This window comes from Ochrobactrum sp. WV_118_8 (assembly GCF_039631535.1).
GTDB lineage: Bacteria > Pseudomonadota > Alphaproteobacteria > Rhizobiales > Rhizobiaceae > Brucella > Brucella anthropi.
In genome coordinates this window covers 1,875,445-1,892,534 of record NZ_JBDIUZ010000001.1, presented here as the reverse complement: position 1 = coordinate 1,892,534, position 17,090 = coordinate 1,875,445, and the positions used below count along the sequence as shown (strand labels likewise).

Sequence of the window (17,090 nt, the reverse complement as noted above, 5' to 3'; positions counted from 1 at the left end):
CGACCGGACGGGCTCAACCCCGTCCCGGCCACCCTCTCACTCTGGCGCAGCCGGAACCCGGCCTGTGGCACCGGCTTCCGGCGATGCGGATGGGACGCTAAGCTCTCGTAGGAAAACAGCCGTGACGCCTAACATCATCCGGGCGCGCTGCGCCGGATGATGAGTATGCCAATGGGAGGTGGCGGTCTGGTGGTGGCGCGCGAAGACATCGTGCGAGCGCGTGGTTTGCTCGCCAACGGCGAGGAGTTTTTGCCGTCGCCGGCACAGGCGGAGAACGGCGATCCCCGCGACACCTGCTACATGACCGCGATCGCCGCCGAGCTTGGGCTGAAGGCGTATCTTTCGAGCCAGGGCTGGAGCGACGATCGGTGTCGGCAGGACATTCGCCACGACCTCGAAAAGGGCCTGTCGCACGCCGACAAGTCCGGGATGGTCGGAACGGGTGACGATCTGGGCGATGTGATCGCGGTGTTGAACGCCTACTATCAGTGCCATGCCTTCGATCGCTTCGACAGCGATCCGGCGTTTGCATCGAAGGCCCGCGCGGAAGTCGCGCGTCTCCTCGATGTGGTGCGCCCCTATGTCGAGGCCTCCGGCGGGCGGTAGATCTCGAAGGGATTGCCGTCGGCGAGATGGCCGAACGGCGTGAAAACGAAGTCGCCTTCATCGCGGCCGACAGCGCAGATGACGTAGCGCGGCTCGCCGGTCGCCACGTCGGCGCATTCCATCAGCGCCAGGTCGCCGCTCGACGCGGCGCGCAGCAACGTCTGGAAGTTGGCGCGGGCATGGTCGGGGATGCTCATCGTGCGCCTCCCTCGGCAAGCCGGTCGGCGAGCCAGCGGCCGGTGCTCATCCAGGCGATTGTCTGGCCCGTGGCGAGATCGAGGACATGGGCGCCGCCCATGAAGCCGTCGATCACGGGATTGGAGGCAATGCCGGCCCACTGAAATCCCCAGCGGCCGGTCAGTCCGAACGCCTCGGCGCAGCGCGTCACGAAGGTGATCGCAAGCTGCGGATCGGCGGTGCCGGGATCGCGCAGCCAGAGCCGCGACGCGCCGTGTTCGGGTGTCACCGACAGGTGAAACGGCTCGGCCGGCGGGTCCTCGCGGCCGTTCTCGGCCATCAAGGCGGCATAGATGTCGAAAGCCCGGGCGACATTGGCGGAGGTGCCGACGTCGAGCAGGCAGGAATAGCGGGTGACGAAATCGGTCATAGCGGGCTCCGGAAACGAAAAGAGCCCGGCGCTCGGGCCGGGCTCGGAGTTCGGGGTGACGGCGGCTAGTAGCCGAACTGCCAGGAAGGCCAGGCTTGGCCGTTGTCGGCGGCGCGCGCGGCGTCGGCGAGATCGGCGGGATCGCCTTCCACGACGACGGGGTCGCGCACCGGCATTTCGTCGATTATCGTCACGCGGCCGACGCTCCTCGACCTCGACGTGCACGGGAACGAGGTACTGGAAGACGACGCGGTGTGGCGGCGGTTTGGATTGCGACATGGCGATGCTCTTTCGTTCGGGGAAAAGGCCGGAGCAGCCGAAGCCGCTCCGGGGGTTCGTCATTCAGCCGCGACAAGGTGCGGTTCATCATCGATGGCCTCCGCGGTGACCTCCTCGTCGTCGCTGGCGAGGAATGCGGGCAGCGCCGCATCGTCGTCCTCGCCGCCAGCCTCGACCTCCGGCGTGGACACCTCGGCATCGTCGATCAGGCGCAGCGGCTCGGGCAGCCAGCCGGTCTCGGCGAGCAGCCGCTCGGCCTCCTTGGCCATGTCGCCCTTCTTCAGGTGGTCGATGAGCTGCGCGGCCTGCTCTCCGACGCCCTCGCGAACCGCCTGCAGGATGCGGGGCTTGGTGACACGGTTGAGGTAATTGCCGAAGGTCGGGCGCCAGCCGGCCTCCACCAGATCGAGCCCAGTCGCCTTGGTCAGGCGGTCGGCCTGGGCGAGCCGCATGCCGAGCGTGTGCTGCGACACGCCGCCGGCGCTGTGCGGGTTCGGCCGCTCATAGAGCGCGTTGACGCCGTAGCTGACGCAATGCGCCAGCAGCGCCATCCGGCTGGCGTCGTCCAAGCCCGCGAGCCAGTCCCATAGGGCATCGTCGTCCTTCGGGATGTCGCCGGCCCAGGCGGCGTGACGGTCCTGCACCGCGCGGGCGGACGGGCAGTCCTTCAGCCCATCGTCCTGCGCCGGGAAGAAGACGTGCTTCACCCCGGCCTCCATGGCGCCCGTGTACATGCGGGTCATGAAGGTGTCCGACACCAGCTTGTGGAGCAGTGCGGTCATGGCGACGTGCGGGTTCTCCGCGACGGCGTTGCGCAGCGCGAGGGTGCGATAGGCCGTCAGCTCGATGACCAGGCGCTCGGGGAGCGGCTTGATCGCGTCGTCCTCGTCGTCCTCCGCCTCGACGGGCTGGCCGCCGATCGTGATGACGGCGCGCTGCACGGCCGGCGCACCGGGCTCATCCGACCGACCTTCGGTTTCGCCCCCATCGGCCTCGGCGCCGGGGTCGGGAGCCTCGTCCTCGGCCCGGACATAGCCGCGATCGATGGCGACGGTGCCGTCATGAGCGATGCTGATGAACACACCGGCGCGGGCGATGTCGGCGGCCTCGAATCGCACGGGACGGGTGTCGAAGGCCGACAGCGCCGTCTCGATCTCGCCGAGCCGCTGGTCGACCTCGTCGGGCAACTCATCGGCGTCCTCATATTCGGCCTCGAGCTTCTGGTACTCGGAGTTGAGCGCCGCGATCGTCGCCTGTTCATCCGCCGTCAGGTCGAGCGGTTCGCCCTGCAGCTCGCGCAGGCCGCGCGTTGCGTCGTAGGGGAAGCTGACCGCGACCTCGATCCACTTCCAGGCCTCGGCGGCGATGGTCTCTGCCGTCGCCTTCAGCTTCTCTGCGACCAGCCGATCGAGCAGCGCCGCATCCTGCAGCCAGCCGCCATCGTCGGACTGGAACAGGTCGCGCATGACGATGCCACCGGCCAGCTCATAGGCTTCGACACCGACGAAGACGGCGCGCTTGTCCGAAGCGCGCACCGTCGTCTCGGTGAGCATGCGACGGATTTGATAGGGCTCCTTCGACCAAGCGTCCTTGATCGCCTCCCAGACCTGCTCCTGGCGAGCGTGATCGTCGGTGACGGTGAACGCCATGAGCTGGTCGAGCGTCATGCCGTCCTCGGCATAGATGTCGAGCAGGCTGGGCGAAACGGCCGCGAGGCGCAGGCGCTGCTTGACCACTTGAACGGGCACGAAGAGCGCCGCAGCGATATCCTCCTCGGTCTTGCCCTTCACCCGCATGTCCTGGAAGGCGCGGAACTGGTCGAGCGGATGAAGCGGCGCGCGGTCGATATTCTCGACCAGCGAGACTTCCTCGGCGAGAATCTCGTCGTCGCGCTTGCGCACCACGCACGGCACCGGGGCGATCTTGGCGAGGCGCTTCTGCTTGACGAGCAGTTCCAGCGCACGGAAGCGACGGCCTCCGGCCGGCACCTCGAACATGCCGGTCTCATGGCCCTCGGCATCGACGACGGGGATGACGCTGAGGCTCTGGATGAGGCCGCGACGCGCGATCGAGGCCGCCAGGTCCTCGATCGAGACGCCGGCCTTCACGCGCCGGACATTGGACTGGCTGAGCGCCAGCTTGTTGAAGGGGATGTCGCGCGAAGACGACAGGACGATCCTCTGAACTGCAGTAGCCATCGAGATTACTCCGCGACGGGCGGCCGAGAGCCTCTCTCTCGACCTCCAACCCGTCACGAAATCCCGTCCTCCCTCTCACTCTCTCCTGGCCGGCGGCTAGGGCGCGGCGACGGGAGACGCAGCAGCGCAGACCCGTCGCCACAAATTTACGGATCTACGGACTGCGCGGTCGTCGCGCTTCGGTGGGCGGCGTGAAGCACGCGTTCGGCCTGACGAATGCTGCCGGTCCGACTGGCTGCCTCGGCCCAGGCCGAGATCGGATAGAGCCCCTCGAAAAGGATGTCGCGTTCGATGCCGAGACCCATCGGCAAACGCACCGCGGTCACTTCGGCGAGGCTGAATGAGCCGAGCTCGGGTTCGCCGAGATCTGCCAGGCCGAACAAGGTGTCGCCGTCCTCGTCGAGTTCGGTCGCGAGCCAGACGCCTTCGCCGAGGGGGTTGAAGAACTTCACCACGGGGATGTGATCGGCGTCGCGTTTCCGGCCGTTGGCCAAGAGCTGCTCGCGCAGTTCGTCGGTCATGAGGATCATGCGGCCCTCCTGTCGATCGCGGGTTCGGCCGATAGCGCGGCCCCGTCGGCCGGCACGAAGCCGAGCAGCCAATCGGCGGCTTTGCTCGCCTGGCTGGCGGAGCGGACGATGGCGCGATTGTCCTCGCGCAGCACTTCCAGCCAGGAGCCGATGTAATCGGCGTGCCGCACGGTCGGCACGATGCCGAGCGAGGCGCAGCAGAAGGCCGCATTCATTTCGGCGACTTATCTGAACAGTCAAGCTGTCTCAGCGGACTTTCATCAGCCGAAACCAGCCGATCTGGCGGCGTTGCGCGGTTTTAGAACGGGTGAGACACTCGGGAGTATCTGGAGGGCTGCTCTTCGCATTGCGGTTCGTGGTTTTTACGACTGCTCAGCGAACCGAATGCGACTGGTGAAGGGATTTCTTTCGTGCAGACTGCTCCGCGGCCGTACCGGTCGACCACCTCACTTACGCTCAAAGCATCTCGCCGATATCTGACGCGCCGCTGGGATATGCGAACATGGTGGTCTTCAACTGCTCTGCCGTCAGCCCTTGCCTGATCGCCAGTGCAAAGATGTTGATCACTTCGTCAGCGTGCGGACCGACAAGATGGGCGCCGAGGATGCGGTCAGTGTCCGCGTCGACCAACGTTTTGAAGCCATACACCGTCTCGGCCTGCTGGCGTGCGGTGAACCAGCCGTCCACGCGCTCGGTCTTTACGCGAACGTTCAGGCCTTTCTCACGCGCCTTGGCTTCGCTCATGCCGACGGCTGCGATCGGCGGGATGGTGAAGGCGACACTCGGAACGCCTGTGTATTCAGGCCTGACCGTGTTGCCGTTGAGCAGGTTCGCCGAGACTACCTTCGCGTCATGGCTTGATACCGGAGTGAGCGGCGGTCCTAGGCCGGCGGCATCACCTGCTGCGTAGACCGCGGGGTTGGAGACGCTTTGCAAAAATCCGTTCAACGCCAGCCGCCCGTTATGGTGCTTTACGCTCCCGGCATCGAGATCGAGCGTCGCGAGCGCCGGCGCCCGACCCGCGGCATGGACGACCAGATCTGCGTCCATATCGAGTTCGCCGTCAGGACAGTCCGCCCGGACGCGATAGCCGTCTGATACCTTCTCAATGGCGGTCACCCCTGCCTGTGTGCGGACATTGATGCCGCGCTCGCTGAACTTGTCCATCAGCCAGCCGACGAGATCGGGGTCGAATTGCTTGAGCATTCGCTTCCCGTGCTGAAGAATTGTGACCTGTGCTCCGGCGCGCGCCGCGATGTGCGAAAACTCGGCCGCGATATAACCGCCGCCGACAAGGACGATGCGTTCAGGCAGGCTCTCCAGTTCCAGGAAGCCTTCATTGGTGATCAGGTGCTGCTCGCCCGGAATGCCGAGCGGCACGGCCTCGGCGCCGGCGGCGATCACGATACGGTCCGCCTCGATCCTCTCTCCTCCGAACTCGAGCGCATTCGGGCCGATAAAGCGAACGTGACCGTGGAAGGCGTGAATCCCTTTGTCGGCAAAGGCTTTCTCACGCTTCTGCGGTACCGGATCGGTGAAGCTGCGCTTGAAGGCCATCAGTCCCGTCCAATCGAGCGTCGCGTCCCCTTCGATTCCACGTCCGCTCATGCGCCAGGCGTGATCAGCCGCCTCGGCGCCGCCGACCATCATCTTCTTCGGATCGCAACCGCGCAAGGCGCAGGTGCCCCCGAAGGGCCGGAAGTCCGCGACGGCGACGCTCCAGCCAGCCGCACGAACCCTGTGTGCTGTTACGATCGCAGCCGTTCCCGTGCCGATGATCGCAAGGTCATATCTCTTCGCCACTAGATCTCCTCCAACATTGTCACGTTCGACATCCGAGCCTTCACGGCTCAGCCGGCGCAGCATGAGAGCTTCGCCACGTCCTTGTCGAAGGCAAGAGCCGCGAGCTTCAGGCCCTCAACGGTGGTGAGATACGGAAAGAGCGTATCCGCGAGGTCGTCGACGGTGAGGCCGTGCCGGATTGCCAGGGCCGCCGTCTGGATGCTGTCGGCTCCCTCCGGTGCGAGGATATGCGCCCCGAGCAGCCGGCCGCTGCCAGCGTCGGCGACGAGCTTGATGAGCCCGCGTGTGTCTCGGGCGGCAATCGCGCGCGGCACCTGGTCGAGACCGATCGTGGAGACACGGACGGCGTGGCCGGCGGTCCGCGCAGCCGCCTCTGTCAGCCCGACGCTCGCCACCTGCGGATCGGTGAAGACGATGGCCGGCATGGCACTGTTGTCGTAGCGCAGGCTGTCGCCGTTGAGGGCGTTCTTCGCCGCGAGCTTGGCACCGTAGGCGGCCATGTAGACGAACTGATCGTGACCGGTGACGTCGCCGGCAGCGTACACGCCCGATCTTGTCGTGCGCATGCGGTCATCGACGAAGATGCCGCCCTGCGGCGAGAGAGCGATCCCATGCTCGGCGAGCCCGAGACCTTCGATATTGGGCGCGCGGCCCGTCGCCACGAGCACCTGATCGGCGTCGATCGTGACGTCCTTGCCGTCGCGATGGACAGTGAGTGCAACACCGTCCGCGGTCTTGCGGATCGTCCGGTACGTGATGCCGGAAATCACCGCGATGCTCTCGTCCATGAAATACCCCGTCAGCGCCGTGCCGATCTCGGGTTCGGCCTCCGGAAGGAGACGCGAGCGGCACACCAGCGTCACCTCGACGCCGGCGCGGGCGAACATCTGGGCGAGTTCGGCCCCGATATAGCCGCCGCCGATCACGAGCAGAGATCGGGGCAGCGCCTCGAGATCAAGCGCCGTCGTGCTCGTCAGGTATGGCACGGTCTCGATGCCTGGGATGACAGGGACGGCCGGTCGCGCGCCGGTCGCGATGATGATCTTGCCGGCTGAGACAAACGTGCCGTCCACCTGGACGCCGCCGTCCACGATGCGCGCCGGCCCTTCGCGATAGGCGATGCCGTTGTAAGCCGGGAGCAGGTCGGCGTACTTGGCCTGACGTAGCTCCGAAACCAGCGCGTCCTTCTGACGGACGGTTCCGCCCCAGTCGGTCAGTTCGGCCTCGGCCGTGATGCCGGCGAAACGTGCCGCGGCTCGGGCATTGTGGAGCGTCTCGGCGGCGCGGATCAGCGTCTTCGACGGCACGCAACCGATATTGACGCAGGTGCCGCCGATGGTGCCGCTGCCGATGAGGGCCACCTGGGCGCCCTGATCGGCTGCCGTGATCGCGGCCGAGAAGCCGGCCGAGCCGGCGCCGATGATGGCAAGGTCGTAGGAACCATTGTTGCGGCCATTCGTGCCAAGGCGCCGATGCGTCACGGGCCTGTCCGGCGATGCCGTATCGCCCGACGATTGAGGCTCACCTTGTGTCTCGGCCGCGTTGTTGCCGTGGCCGGCGATTGTGCCGATTCCGGCAAGGCTGGGCCCGAAGATCGCCCGACCTGCTTCGAGAGCTTCCTCGATCGACAGCCGGAATCCCGGCTCGTCTGCAGGACGCTGCCGGCGCCACGCGGCGAGGTGATCGTCGGAACAGAAGAAGGATGTTGCAGTGCACAGCGAGTTCGCAGCGCATCCGCCTTCGTAATGGACGCTGAGCCATACGACGGCCGTCGTCGGCTCAACGTCGGCCAGAGCCCGGCCCCGTTCCTGCGTGGTGATCCGGACCGGCGCGCCGCAGTGGCGGCAGCGCGAGACGATCGAGATGTCTTGGTCGGTCATAGCGCCGATGCCGAGCGCGTCGACCGCGCACATCGCAGTAAGAGTGCGTCCGTCCAGTGTGACCCGGTGGCCGGTGTCGCGGTCGGTGAAGGGATACGCGCCGACAATCATGTCGCCATCGAGTACGACGAGGTCGCGACGGCGGAGCTCTTCGAGCAGCGCACGGACGGCTTCCTCGCTCAGCCCCGCACGCTTGGCAAGCGCGCTTGGGGTCGGGGCTCGCCCGTGTTCGGCGTAGAGCTGTAGCAACGCAACGCGCACGCGATCCGTGGCCGCCTCGTAGCCGCTCCAGCGGTTGAGCACATGGTCGGAGCCGACCATGGCCAGCAGGGCCTCCTTCACCACGGGTGACGAAACCACCGACCAGTCCGGAAACGTCACACCCGGCCGCACGGCCAAGCTCGGCACCGTTGCGGATGTAGAAACCGTCGCCTTGTCGCGGGACGCGGAGGATGTGCAGCAATCGTTCATGGCTTCAGGCCTTCATTCAGAATCTTCGTGTTGGAACAGACGACCTTTGCACGGCGATGATGGATGCCGCAGGCGACAAGCCCGAGGCCCGCGGCGATCAGGGAAAGCACGACCAGACCCGAACCCGTCAACCACGCGCCGAGGCCGGCCAGCGGCGGGGGCACGGCAAGGAGTGGCGCCGCGCAGCAGATCGCAACGACAATGGCGCCTGCGGCGCCGGTGCGGATCAGGGCGCGGTCATGCATGTCAACTGCCTTGCTCCTGCGTCGGGCGGGCCGGATAGCCGGCATTCATGCTGGCGGCCGCGATGGCATCCGGGGTCGTCTGCGCGTCGTCGAAGGTCACGGTCGCGGTCTTGGCTTCGAACGAGACGGCCACCGTCGAGACCCCGGGGACCGCCGCCATCGAGGTCTTCACGATGTAGGGGCAGGAGGCGCAGGTCATGTTGTCGATGGCGAAGGTGACTGTGCGTTCGGTAGCGAACACGGCAGGCGCGGTCATCACCGACATGATCAAAGCAAGAGCACTCAAACTCTTCTTCATGGGACGGGTCTCCTCTTGGTGTCAGGCGGAAAGCAGCAGCGGGGCGACGTAGTCGAATGCGAAGGCGGCCGCGACGAGCACCGTCGCAAACCAGAGCGCGATCTGGACAATGCGGCTGGGGATCGGGCGCGCGCAGGCAGCATCCTCGGCGCAGGCCCGCCTCGGCTTCCAGTAGACGAGATAGAAGCCGTAGCCGAGAACGCCCGTCGTCCCGGCGACGAAGAGCGGCTTGTAGGGCGCGAGCGCCGTCAGATTGCCGATCCAGGCGCCACCAATGCCTAGGCTAAACAGGATGAGCGGGACGATGCAGCACGAGGAGGCGGCAAGCGCGCCGAGAATGCCGCCGACGGCGACCAGGCGCTGCCGTCCGACTTCGGCTCGGTCCGACGCGAGCACGTCGGTCGTGGCGGACGTCATGCCCGCCGTGCTGGGTCGCGATATATCCATGTCCGATCTCGCTTTCCTTGCCGAAATCCTCATTGCGCAGTACCATGCGGTCTGTAGCAACTACAGGGTCAAGAGGGATTTTTGCGATGCGCGATCACGCTGGCGTGAAGGGCCTGCAGCGGGCTGAGCTCGCCCGGCGGACGGGCAGCAATCTGGAGACTGTGCGCTACTACGAGAAGGTCGGGCTCCTGCCCGAGCCACCGCGCACGGCGGCCGGCTACCGCAGCTACGACACGACGCACGAGCGGCGCCTTCGCTTTGTGCTGCGGGCACGCGAGCTCGGCTTCTCACTCGACGAAATCCGCGAGCTGTTGCGCCTGGTCGACGAACGCGACCAGCCCTGCGCCGAGGCAAGCGCGGTCGCCGCCGCGCATCTCGACGATGTGCGGGCGAAGATCGCTGACCTGAAGCGCATGGAGCGGGTGCTCAAGGACGTCGTCGCGCAATGCGCCGACGGCACGCGGCCGGAATGTCCGCTGATTGAGGCGCTGTTCCGGGAGCGAACTGTCAACTGATCGGGTCGAGGAGCGCCTATGCGGCGCCCCTGACGTCGTTCCGGCAAGCGTTGCCCTGCTGGGCGTGCAGCCAGTCGGCGATCTGCTGCGCCTTGGCTGCGGCGGTGAAGATCGCGCGCTTGTCGGAGCGAAGCACCTCGAGCCAGGAGGCGATATAGCTGGCGTGGTCGGGCCGCGGCTCGACGCTGAGATGGAGGTCGGCGCAGATCATGGCGCTCAGGAGCTCGACCGTGCATTCCTCCATAGCATAGGCGGCCGAGCCGAACCGTCCGGAGAGATCACGGTCGAGGCGATGCCTGGCGCCGGAGGCGTGCCCGCATTCGTGGAGCAGCACGGCGTAATAGGCTGCGGCATCGCGGAAGCAGGCGAAGTCGGGCATCTGCACGTGGTCGGTGGATGGGCGGTAACAGGCCTGCGATCCGCCGTGGCGGATGTCGATGCCGAGCGCTGCGCAGAACCGTTCGGCCCGCTCGATGCGCTCGGCCTCGGGTAGCACCGGTATCTCGGGCGGCGTGTAGCCGTCGACCTGCGCGCAGTTGAAGACCGTGTAGCCGCGGGCGAACATGCGCCGGGCGGGCTCGTCGCGATCCTCGTCGCCGTCCTGTACGTCTGCCTTGCCGTGGCGATCGACGGTCTTCCAGAACACGACGAGGTGCCCGCGCTCGCCCTTGCGGACCTGGGCGCCGAGCGCCTGCCACTGGCGATAGGTGCCCCAGATGCCGGCGGGAAAGCCGGCGGCGTGCGCGGCGGCCCAGAGTGCGATGACGTTGACGCCACGATAGGCCTTGCGCGAGGCGACGTTGACGGGCGTAGTGATGGCCGATCCGTCGTGGTGCCAGGGCATCCGGTACTGGTCGGCGCCGGCCTCGATGGCGGCGATGATCTGGCTGGTGACACGCTCGTAGATGTCGTTCCGGGGCTGGGGTGTGCGATCGGTGGTCATGGCTGCCTCCTGTGTTCGCCCTCTCCGTCGAGGGCGAGGCGGCAGGGGCAGACGCGGGAAGCCGGGCCGTCACACCCTGTTCTCGGTGCTGGTGCGGAACAGGGTTGATGGGCCGGCAGCGTCTGCCACAACCCGAGCCCTGCCTCGACGGGCGAGCACGGGAGGCAGCCATGACCGGCGAGCGGCGCCTGGACCGGTCAGGATGAAGCGCGGCTGTCAGCCGGTGCCGTCCAGAGGCGGACGCCGCAACGGGACGACCCTGGCGTCCACGGATCGAGACAGCTCCGCTCGCAGACCTTCGATGACGGCATCTCGCTCGGCGAGCTGCAACGTCAGCATCTGGATGTGCTGCGCGAGCGTCCGGGTGAGCGCCCGCAGCTCCGCCATCTCGGCACCACGCACGGCGCGTAGTTCCGCTTCCAGAGCATGGATGCGTTCCTTGAGGGCCCTGGGCGACGATCGCCGCAGGCGGGCTTCGGCCGCGCGGAGCTCGGCGAGAAGATCGCCGGCCCGGTTCGCCGTCGCTCGGCTGACGCCGGCCTCGCGCGCCAGGTTGGCGACGGTCAGCGCCCCGTCGGTGCGTTCAGGGCGGCCGTCGAGCAACCGCTTCATGGCAGCCCTTAGCGCCGCTTGGCTCTTCGGCCCGAGCGCGGTCATGCGTCACCGTCCATGAGAGGCGCGATCAGCCGGCACTTGCGCTCGTTGTCCCGCAGGATCGCCGTGCGCTGCAGCGGCGATAGACGCCGGTCGGCCAGAAGCGCTTCGCCCTCGACGATCGAGGCCTGCCACGGTTCGCGGTGCCGGGCGGTCAGGCAGGCGTTCGGGCACCGGTCGGGGCTGCAGCGCGATAGGGCCGGCGCCGTCCGCTCGGCATCTGGCGCGCCGGTGAGGCAGAGCGCGGTCGCTGCATCGAACAGGCAGTCGTTGAGGAAACCGACATGCAGGGTCCGCCCGAGATGGGCAACCATGGTGCGCAGCCGCTTGCGGTCCAAGATCCGGCCGGGAAGATCGCCAAGTTCCTCCTGCACGCGGCCGAACTCGCGTCGCAGTCGCGCAGCACCCGGTCCCGCCGGGCCTTCACGGCGAAGATAGGCCTCGTAATGGGCGACAATGTCGTCGAGCTGGCCGAGTGCACGTTCGCGCTCGATCGCCAAGCGGAAGTCGGCCTGCGCCGATCCGGCATAGCCTTCGAACATGGCGACCGAGGCGTGCTTGTACTGGATCTTGCCGGCGACCGTGCCGAACGGCCGGTTGGCGATGTACCAAGCGATCGTGCGTCGGAGCTGCCGGGTCGTAAACTTCCAAGGCTCGTCGCCGATGCGCGGAATCGCCGGCGCGGCCTCCGAGCGCGTGTCGAGGCCCTCGCGGAAAAGGTTGAGTGTCGGCGTTGCACCCATCCCGAGATGATCGTTGCTCCAGGGCCAGTCCTTCAGCGCCACCCACAAGGATGACAGTTCCTTCTCTCGGCGATTGCGTGCCGAGAGAACCTCCATCACCGCGACGGCGCGAGCGACGGGCTCGATCGTGATCCAGTCGGCCGTGACGCCGCGCGCGCCATGGCGCTTGTACACCGTGCTGCGCAGCCGGTACCGCTCGACCAGGCCGTCGGCGCTGCGCACCGGCGACACGCAACCCGGCTGCATCGCCTGCACCTCGCTGTCGCGCATGCCGGTGAGGTAGGCGCAGACGAGATAGCAGGCGCCCTGCAACATCCGTTCTTCGCGGGCGAGGCTGAGGCCGTCGAAGCGCTCGCGCCATGGCAGTCCGGTGTCCGGATCGATCGAGATCGGCGTATCGAGCCCGCCGATCTCGGTTCCGAGCTCGGCGGCTGCCTTCTCGATCAGTCGTGCAGTCGGCTCGGACTGGCTGATGCGGCCGCTCTGCGGAGCGCCGGCGTGAAGGCGCATCAGATGGAGATTGTAGGGCGGGGTCTCTTCGCCGGTGAGCGGGTCGATGCGGCGGGCCACATTGGGCGCGTGCTCCCAGATCGGCACGCCTCGGCCCATGGCCCGGCGCACGTCGAGCCACTTGGCCACGCGGGCGCGATAGTTCTTGGCCACGGCCCGTCCGGCCCGCGCGTCCCGCGCCATCAATCGGGCGCAGCGGGCTTCGAGAGCGTCAAGCTCGGCCCGCGCCGCGAGGATATCGGGCGCATAGACCTCGACATACTTGAGCGCCCAGCGCAGCATGGCGCCGATGACCGGCTCGGGAATGCGCGGCGTGGCGTTCTCGGCGGGCGCTGGCGGCCGGCCGGCAACGCGGTGCGCCGCACGTCCACGCCACGGCAGGAAACCGATGCCGCCGCCGGTTAGCCATGGCGCCAGGTGATGCAGGTCGATCGGCACCTCGACATACTTCACCGTCTCGTGAGGCGTTCGCCGTCCGCCGTCACGGGCATACGCCAGATAGGCGTCGAGCAGCGCCTGATCGATCCGGCTGAGATCGACGGCGCCAGTCCTTGCGCGGAGGAACGCGGCGAAATGCTGGATGTAGCGCAGCAGGCGGATCGCCGAGGTCGCGCCGCAGGGCGCCCGATATCCCGGCACATGGATGCGCAGGCGGGCGATCACGTACTCCTTCGCCAGCCGCCGCGTGACGGGATCGGCGATGCGGGCGAGGTTCAGCCGGTAATTGCTGTAGCGGGCGTTCACCCGGAAAATGGCGGCGCCCAGGTCCCAAAGATCGTCACCGAAGCGCGGAAGTCGCGTGCGGTCGGCATCGTCCCTGACCGCCACGCCGGCAAGCACGGGCTCGTCGTTGCCATAAATGGCCGAAGGCAGCGACGCGTGCTGCGGCAGCTTGATCGGTGCCGGCATCATGGCGCTCTCGCTTCGGGCGGCAGGTAGAGGAGCGCGGGGTCCGATGACCCAATCCGACGGGCTTCCTCGATCTCGGCGTCGGCGAACCGGGGCAGAATCTGTTCGGCGATGCGTCCGTGAACCCGGCCGAACTTGGCGATCCAGTCGGCTTCGCTCAGCACCTGCCGCTGCGCCCGGATGAAGTTGAGGAAGGCCAGGAGCGCGGGCACCTTGCGGGCGGTGACCACGGCATTGCTGCATTCGAGACACCCCCAGAAGGGGGACGGACAGGCCTCTCCCTCCGAGCCGAACGGGCTGTTGTAGAAGCCGCCGCAACTGGCGAGCCAGACGTCCTGCTCGCCGCCGAACAGCGCCTTGACCGCGGCGGCGCCGACAACGGGAAGGCCGGTCGCCTTGTCGGGATCGGTCTGGACGGCCGCTTCCTCCTCCGACGACAGGACACAGGGGGGGAACGCGGCGTCGAGCGCATCGGTCATGGCGTCGGCAATTGTCGCCTCGTGCAGATGACGAAGCGCGGGAATGTCGGCGTAGTGGTCGGCCGCGACCGCGACAGTGTGGCCGACGGCGAAGCGGTCGAGCTGGCCGCCCGTGCGCCGGTACCATGCCGCCTTATGCGTCTTGCGCAGGCGCGTCAGATTGAGGCGAAGGCGTTGGCCCCGCTCATCAAGGATGCCGTGCCGGCGCGTCCATGAAGCCGCGAGCTCCTTCATGCTGAGCACCCGAGGGGTCAGGCGGCCCCAGGCACAGTGCGCCCAGAGCGTGTCGGCGCCGAGCCGGCTTCTCGCCGGACCGGTCCACTGCAGCGCCTTGCGGATCAAGCCGCCCGGCGTCGAGGAACCGCCGTCGCGCACACGCAGCCGCTTCCACTCGGCGCCGCGCGCCCGACGCTTGCAATACTCGATCTCGACATAGCCGCCCGCCGGGTTCTTCAGGCAGTCCGCTCGCAAGCCCTTGATCGCTTCGATCTCCATGCCGGTGTCGAGCGAGATAAGCACGATGAGCGGCACGAGATCGGCGGCGATGAGATGCCGGCGGCCATGCAGATCGTGGATCAGGCGATCGTTCGGCAGGCCACTCTCGCGGCGGAGCGTGTAGAGTCGCTTGAAGAGAGGGTGCCTGTGCCCGATGACGCCTTCCGCGTCGATCACTTCCATTACCTGTTTGTGGGTTGCTGCCAGCGCCTTGCTCCGATCGGAATCCTCGACCGCCGGAATACGATCGGCCTCGCCCAAGCGGCGGATGATGGCGGCGAGATCGGTGCGCGCCGCCTTCCGCAATGCCGCGGCGACATCATCGCCATAGGCATCGCGCGGCCTGGCGCGCACGCCGGGCCGATCGCTCGTGTACATCAGCCGGCGTGAGGCATCGGGCGGCAGGTGGCTGGGCTCCGCGGCCTCGGCAAGCCGCAGCAGGTTGAGCACCTTGCTCATGCGGTGCAGGCGGTGATTGGGATGCAGGCCGCTCCCCTCCATCCAGGAATCGAAGCCGTCGATGCAGACGGCACTGACGTCGGAGAGACGGGCGACGTGCGATCCGGCGGAATCGAGATAGCGCCAAAATGTCTTGAGCGCATTGGCATAGGCGTAGGCCGTCGAGATCGAGCCGGCCGGACCACCGACCTGGCAGGCGCGCCAGAGCGCGCCGGCAAAGGTCCGCGCCAATGCCTTGCGGCCGGCGAGCATCGTCAGGTCGATCGTCTTGCTGCGATCCGCCAGCGTGACGGTAAAGCGCAGCGATGCGATCGCAGCGGCGGCCTCGCCCTCGGGATCGGGCAGCGCCTCGGGAAAGAGGGCGCGGCGACCCGGCCGCCGCACCGATGGAGCCGCCGCGGCGGTCATGCCGCGCCGCCAGCCGTGTCTTCGGCCCAGCGATCCGCGGCGGCCTCGACCAGCTCCTGCGCCTCGGCGAGGCTGTCGAGATAGATGTAGGTGCTGGTGATACTCGCATGCCCCAGCAGGTGCTGGAGCTTCTGCAGAGGATCGCCGAGAATCCGCCGATAGGCTGCGCCGTGCTGGTCCTGCGGATCGAACACGGATCCGATTTGCTCGCGGATCAGCATGGAGAGCATGTTGACGGCGAAGGTGTGCCGCAGCGTGTGTGGCGTCACCTCGACCTCGATGCCGAAACGGCGGCAGCGGGTGCAGGCCCGCCGAAAGGCAGCTTCCCAAGTCGCCGAGGGCACGGGCTTGCCGCCTTCAGTCAGCCAGAGCAAGGCATGCTGCGCCTGGCCGGGCGTGCCGACCAGCACGCGGCGGCGTTCGCCCAGCGTCAGACGGTCGAGCCGGACACGCTTGCCCGCCGCGTCTGTTGCCTTCCCGTCCTCCAGCATCAGCCAGAGCGGATCGGACACCGAAGGCTCTGAGCGCGCGGCAGAGACCGTGCGCTCGAGATCGACATAGTCGCCGATCAATCTCAGTACCCGGCGGGGAACGCGGATGCGCCGTGGTCGTCCGCCCTTGGCGATCGGACCGGGGAGATCGAACGGCACCGAGCGCGATTCGGGATCGGTCAGGCGCGGCAGCTCACTCAGCAGCAGACTGCCGGCCTCTGTCAGCCGCAGGCCGGTCGTGACGAGAAGCTCGGCAAACAACGCATTGCGCTCGCCGTTGCGGCCGCGCCACGTCGCGTCCTCCGAGCCGTCGGGAAGCCGGCCGCGCAATCCCACCTCGCGGAACAGCAGGTAGCGGCCAAGATCGATGTAACGGGTATCGTGGCGCCGCGCGGCGCGCTCGCGGGCACGGTTCGTCGTCACAGCGAGCACTGCGCGGCTACCGCCGGCCCTGCGAAGGGTGGCGCCGTAGCTGAAGGGCGAGATCGCAATGATTCCTTCCTCGACAGCCCAGCGATAGAGCTTGTCGAGCGCGGCAACGCTCCGGTTCCAGCTCGCAGCCGAGATGCGGTAGGGAGCTGCCGACAGCCGACGCGCCCGGTGAAAGGCCAGGACATCGTCGCGGCCGCCCTGCCAGACCGTCTTGCCGCCGCGCCGTTCGACAAGAAAGCGCGCCCAGACGAGAATGTCGCGGGCGTAGGAGCGCCACGTGTTCGGCGATCGCGCTCCCATAGCAGGACAGGCACGAAAGAACCGGTTGAGAGCGAGATCGTAGCTGCCGTCATCCATCAGGATGAACGGCATGCCGTGAATCAGCCCGGTGCGCTCGACCGCGTCGAGCGCACCGGGCGCGAGGCTCACTGCAAGGTCATCAAGGAAAAGCGGACGCGAAATAGTGTCAAGATCGGTAAAATACAAATGCACGCACGATACCCAAGCGGAGCGCCTTCGGCGCAACTTCATTGTTTAGAATGCGAGGGGTTCCCCTCGCGCTCTCCCGCTCGCCGCGTGGCAGGGGTGCAGGACTTAGCCTGCACCCCATGAACAGCTTGTCGTGCCGCCGCCGCGTCAAGCGTTGTCCTCGCTACGCTGCGGGAACGCTTGACCCGGACGTCTGAAG

At 67.3% G+C, this 17,090-nt stretch carries 17 protein-coding genes and 1 pseudogene; 2 read left to right on the top strand and 16 right to left on the bottom strand.

Annotated features, from left to right (window positions below; all coding sequences use genetic code 11):
* Positions 1-171 precede the first annotated feature (171 nt).
* Positions 172-606 carry a HEPN domain-containing protein gene (locus ABDF71_RS09130; RefSeq protein ID WP_167387111.1) on the top strand — a complete coding sequence of 145 codons (435 nt, stop codon included), beginning with the start codon at positions 172-174 and terminating at the stop codon, positions 604-606.
* Here the strand turns inward: ABDF71_RS09130 and ABDF71_RS09125 are convergent.
* The 11 genes and pseudogenes from ABDF71_RS09125 to ABDF71_RS09075 form a co-directional block, all read right to left on the bottom strand.
* Positions 579-803, bottom strand: a complete 225-nt coding sequence (locus ABDF71_RS09125; RefSeq protein ID WP_088217373.1) for a DUF6117 family protein — start codon at positions 801-803, stop codon at positions 579-581. The genes ABDF71_RS09130 and ABDF71_RS09125 overlap by 28 nt on opposite strands.
* Positions 800-1,213 carry a hypothetical protein gene (locus ABDF71_RS09120; RefSeq protein WP_088217374.1) on the bottom strand — a complete coding sequence of 138 codons (414 nt, stop codon included), beginning with the start codon at positions 1,211-1,213 and terminating at the stop codon, positions 800-802. The genes ABDF71_RS09125 and ABDF71_RS09120 overlap by 4 nt, the downstream gene beginning before the upstream one ends.
* 65 nt (positions 1,214-1,278) lie before the next feature.
* Positions 1,279-1,407, bottom strand: a complete 129-nt coding sequence (locus tag ABDF71_RS09115) for a hypothetical protein (protein ID WP_254915502.1) — start codon at positions 1,405-1,407, stop codon at positions 1,279-1,281.
* Positions 1,408-1,551: 144 nt separating this feature from the next.
* Positions 1,552-3,690 carry a ParB/RepB/Spo0J family partition protein gene (locus ABDF71_RS09110; RefSeq protein ID WP_088217375.1) on the bottom strand — a complete coding sequence of 713 codons (2,139 nt, stop codon included), beginning with the start codon at positions 3,688-3,690 and terminating at the stop codon, positions 1,552-1,554.
* 146 nt (positions 3,691-3,836) lie between these two features.
* On the bottom strand, positions 3,837-4,220 hold the full coding sequence (locus tag ABDF71_RS09105; protein ID WP_088217376.1) for a DUF2958 domain-containing protein: 384 nt from the start codon (positions 4,218-4,220) through the stop codon (positions 3,837-3,839).
* A pseudogene (locus ABDF71_RS09100) lies at positions 4,217-4,444 on the bottom strand (zincin-like metallopeptidase domain-containing protein); the annotation flags it as partial. The pseudogene ABDF71_RS09100 and the gene ABDF71_RS09105, both read right to left, overlap by 4 nt.
* Positions 4,445-4,676: 232 nt before the next feature.
* Positions 4,677-6,086: a dihydrolipoyl dehydrogenase family protein gene (locus ABDF71_RS09095; protein ID WP_246670937.1), complete on the bottom strand. Its 1,410-nt coding sequence runs from the start codon at positions 6,084-6,086 to the stop codon at positions 4,677-4,679.
* Positions 6,071-8,374: a bifunctional organomercurial lyase/mercury(II) reductase MerBA gene (merBA, locus tag ABDF71_RS09090; protein WP_500061476.1), complete on the bottom strand. Its 2,304-nt coding sequence runs from the start codon at positions 8,372-8,374 to the stop codon at positions 6,071-6,073. Before merBA ends, ABDF71_RS09095 begins: the two co-directional genes overlap by 16 nt.
* Complete coding sequence (locus ABDF71_RS09085; protein ID WP_036742955.1) at positions 8,371-8,619, bottom strand: hypothetical protein; 249 nt, start codon at positions 8,617-8,619, stop codon at positions 8,371-8,373. Before ABDF71_RS09085 ends, merBA begins: the two co-directional genes overlap by 4 nt.
* A 1-nt stretch (position 8,620) precedes the next feature.
* On the bottom strand, positions 8,621-8,917 hold the full coding sequence (locus ABDF71_RS09080) for a heavy-metal-associated domain-containing protein (RefSeq protein WP_012112816.1): 297 nt from the start codon (positions 8,915-8,917) through the stop codon (positions 8,621-8,623).
* Between the two features lie 21 nt (positions 8,918-8,938).
* Complete coding sequence (locus tag ABDF71_RS09075; RefSeq protein WP_231771510.1) at positions 8,939-9,334, bottom strand: mercuric transporter MerT family protein; 396 nt, start codon at positions 9,332-9,334, stop codon at positions 8,939-8,941.
* A gap of 116 nt (positions 9,335-9,450) precedes the next feature.
* Between ABDF71_RS09075 and ABDF71_RS09070 the strand changes: the two genes are divergently transcribed.
* Positions 9,451-9,879, top strand: a complete 429-nt coding sequence (locus ABDF71_RS09070; RefSeq protein WP_012112818.1) for a MerR family transcriptional regulator — start codon at positions 9,451-9,453, stop codon at positions 9,877-9,879.
* A gap of 16 nt (positions 9,880-9,895) precedes the next feature.
* Here the strand turns inward: ABDF71_RS09070 and ABDF71_RS09065 are convergent, their stop codons facing one another.
* The 5 genes from ABDF71_RS09065 to ABDF71_RS09045 all read right to left on the bottom strand — a co-directional run bounded on the left by ABDF71_RS09065 (position 9,896) and on the right by ABDF71_RS09045 (position 16,894).
* Positions 9,896-10,822, bottom strand: a complete 927-nt coding sequence (locus ABDF71_RS09065; protein WP_012112819.1) for an ArdC family protein — start codon at positions 10,820-10,822, stop codon at positions 9,896-9,898.
* Between the two features lie 216 nt (positions 10,823-11,038).
* Entirely contained in the window at positions 11,039-11,479 is a 441-nt protein-coding gene (locus tag ABDF71_RS09060) for a hypothetical protein (protein WP_012112820.1), read from the bottom strand.
* Entirely contained in the window at positions 11,476-13,641 is a 2,166-nt protein-coding gene (locus tag ABDF71_RS09055) for a hypothetical protein (RefSeq protein WP_012112821.1), read from the bottom strand. The genes ABDF71_RS09060 and ABDF71_RS09055 overlap by 4 nt, the downstream gene beginning before the upstream one ends.
* Entirely contained in the window at positions 13,638-15,479 is a 1,842-nt protein-coding gene (locus tag ABDF71_RS09050) for a site-specific integrase (RefSeq protein WP_012112822.1), read from the bottom strand. Before ABDF71_RS09050 ends, ABDF71_RS09055 begins: the two co-directional genes overlap by 4 nt.
* Entirely contained in the window at positions 15,476-16,894 is a 1,419-nt protein-coding gene (locus tag ABDF71_RS09045; protein ID WP_500061475.1) for a tyrosine-type recombinase/integrase, read from the bottom strand. The genes ABDF71_RS09050 and ABDF71_RS09045 overlap by 4 nt, the downstream gene beginning before the upstream one ends.
* Between the last annotated feature and the right edge of the window lie 196 nt (positions 16,895-17,090).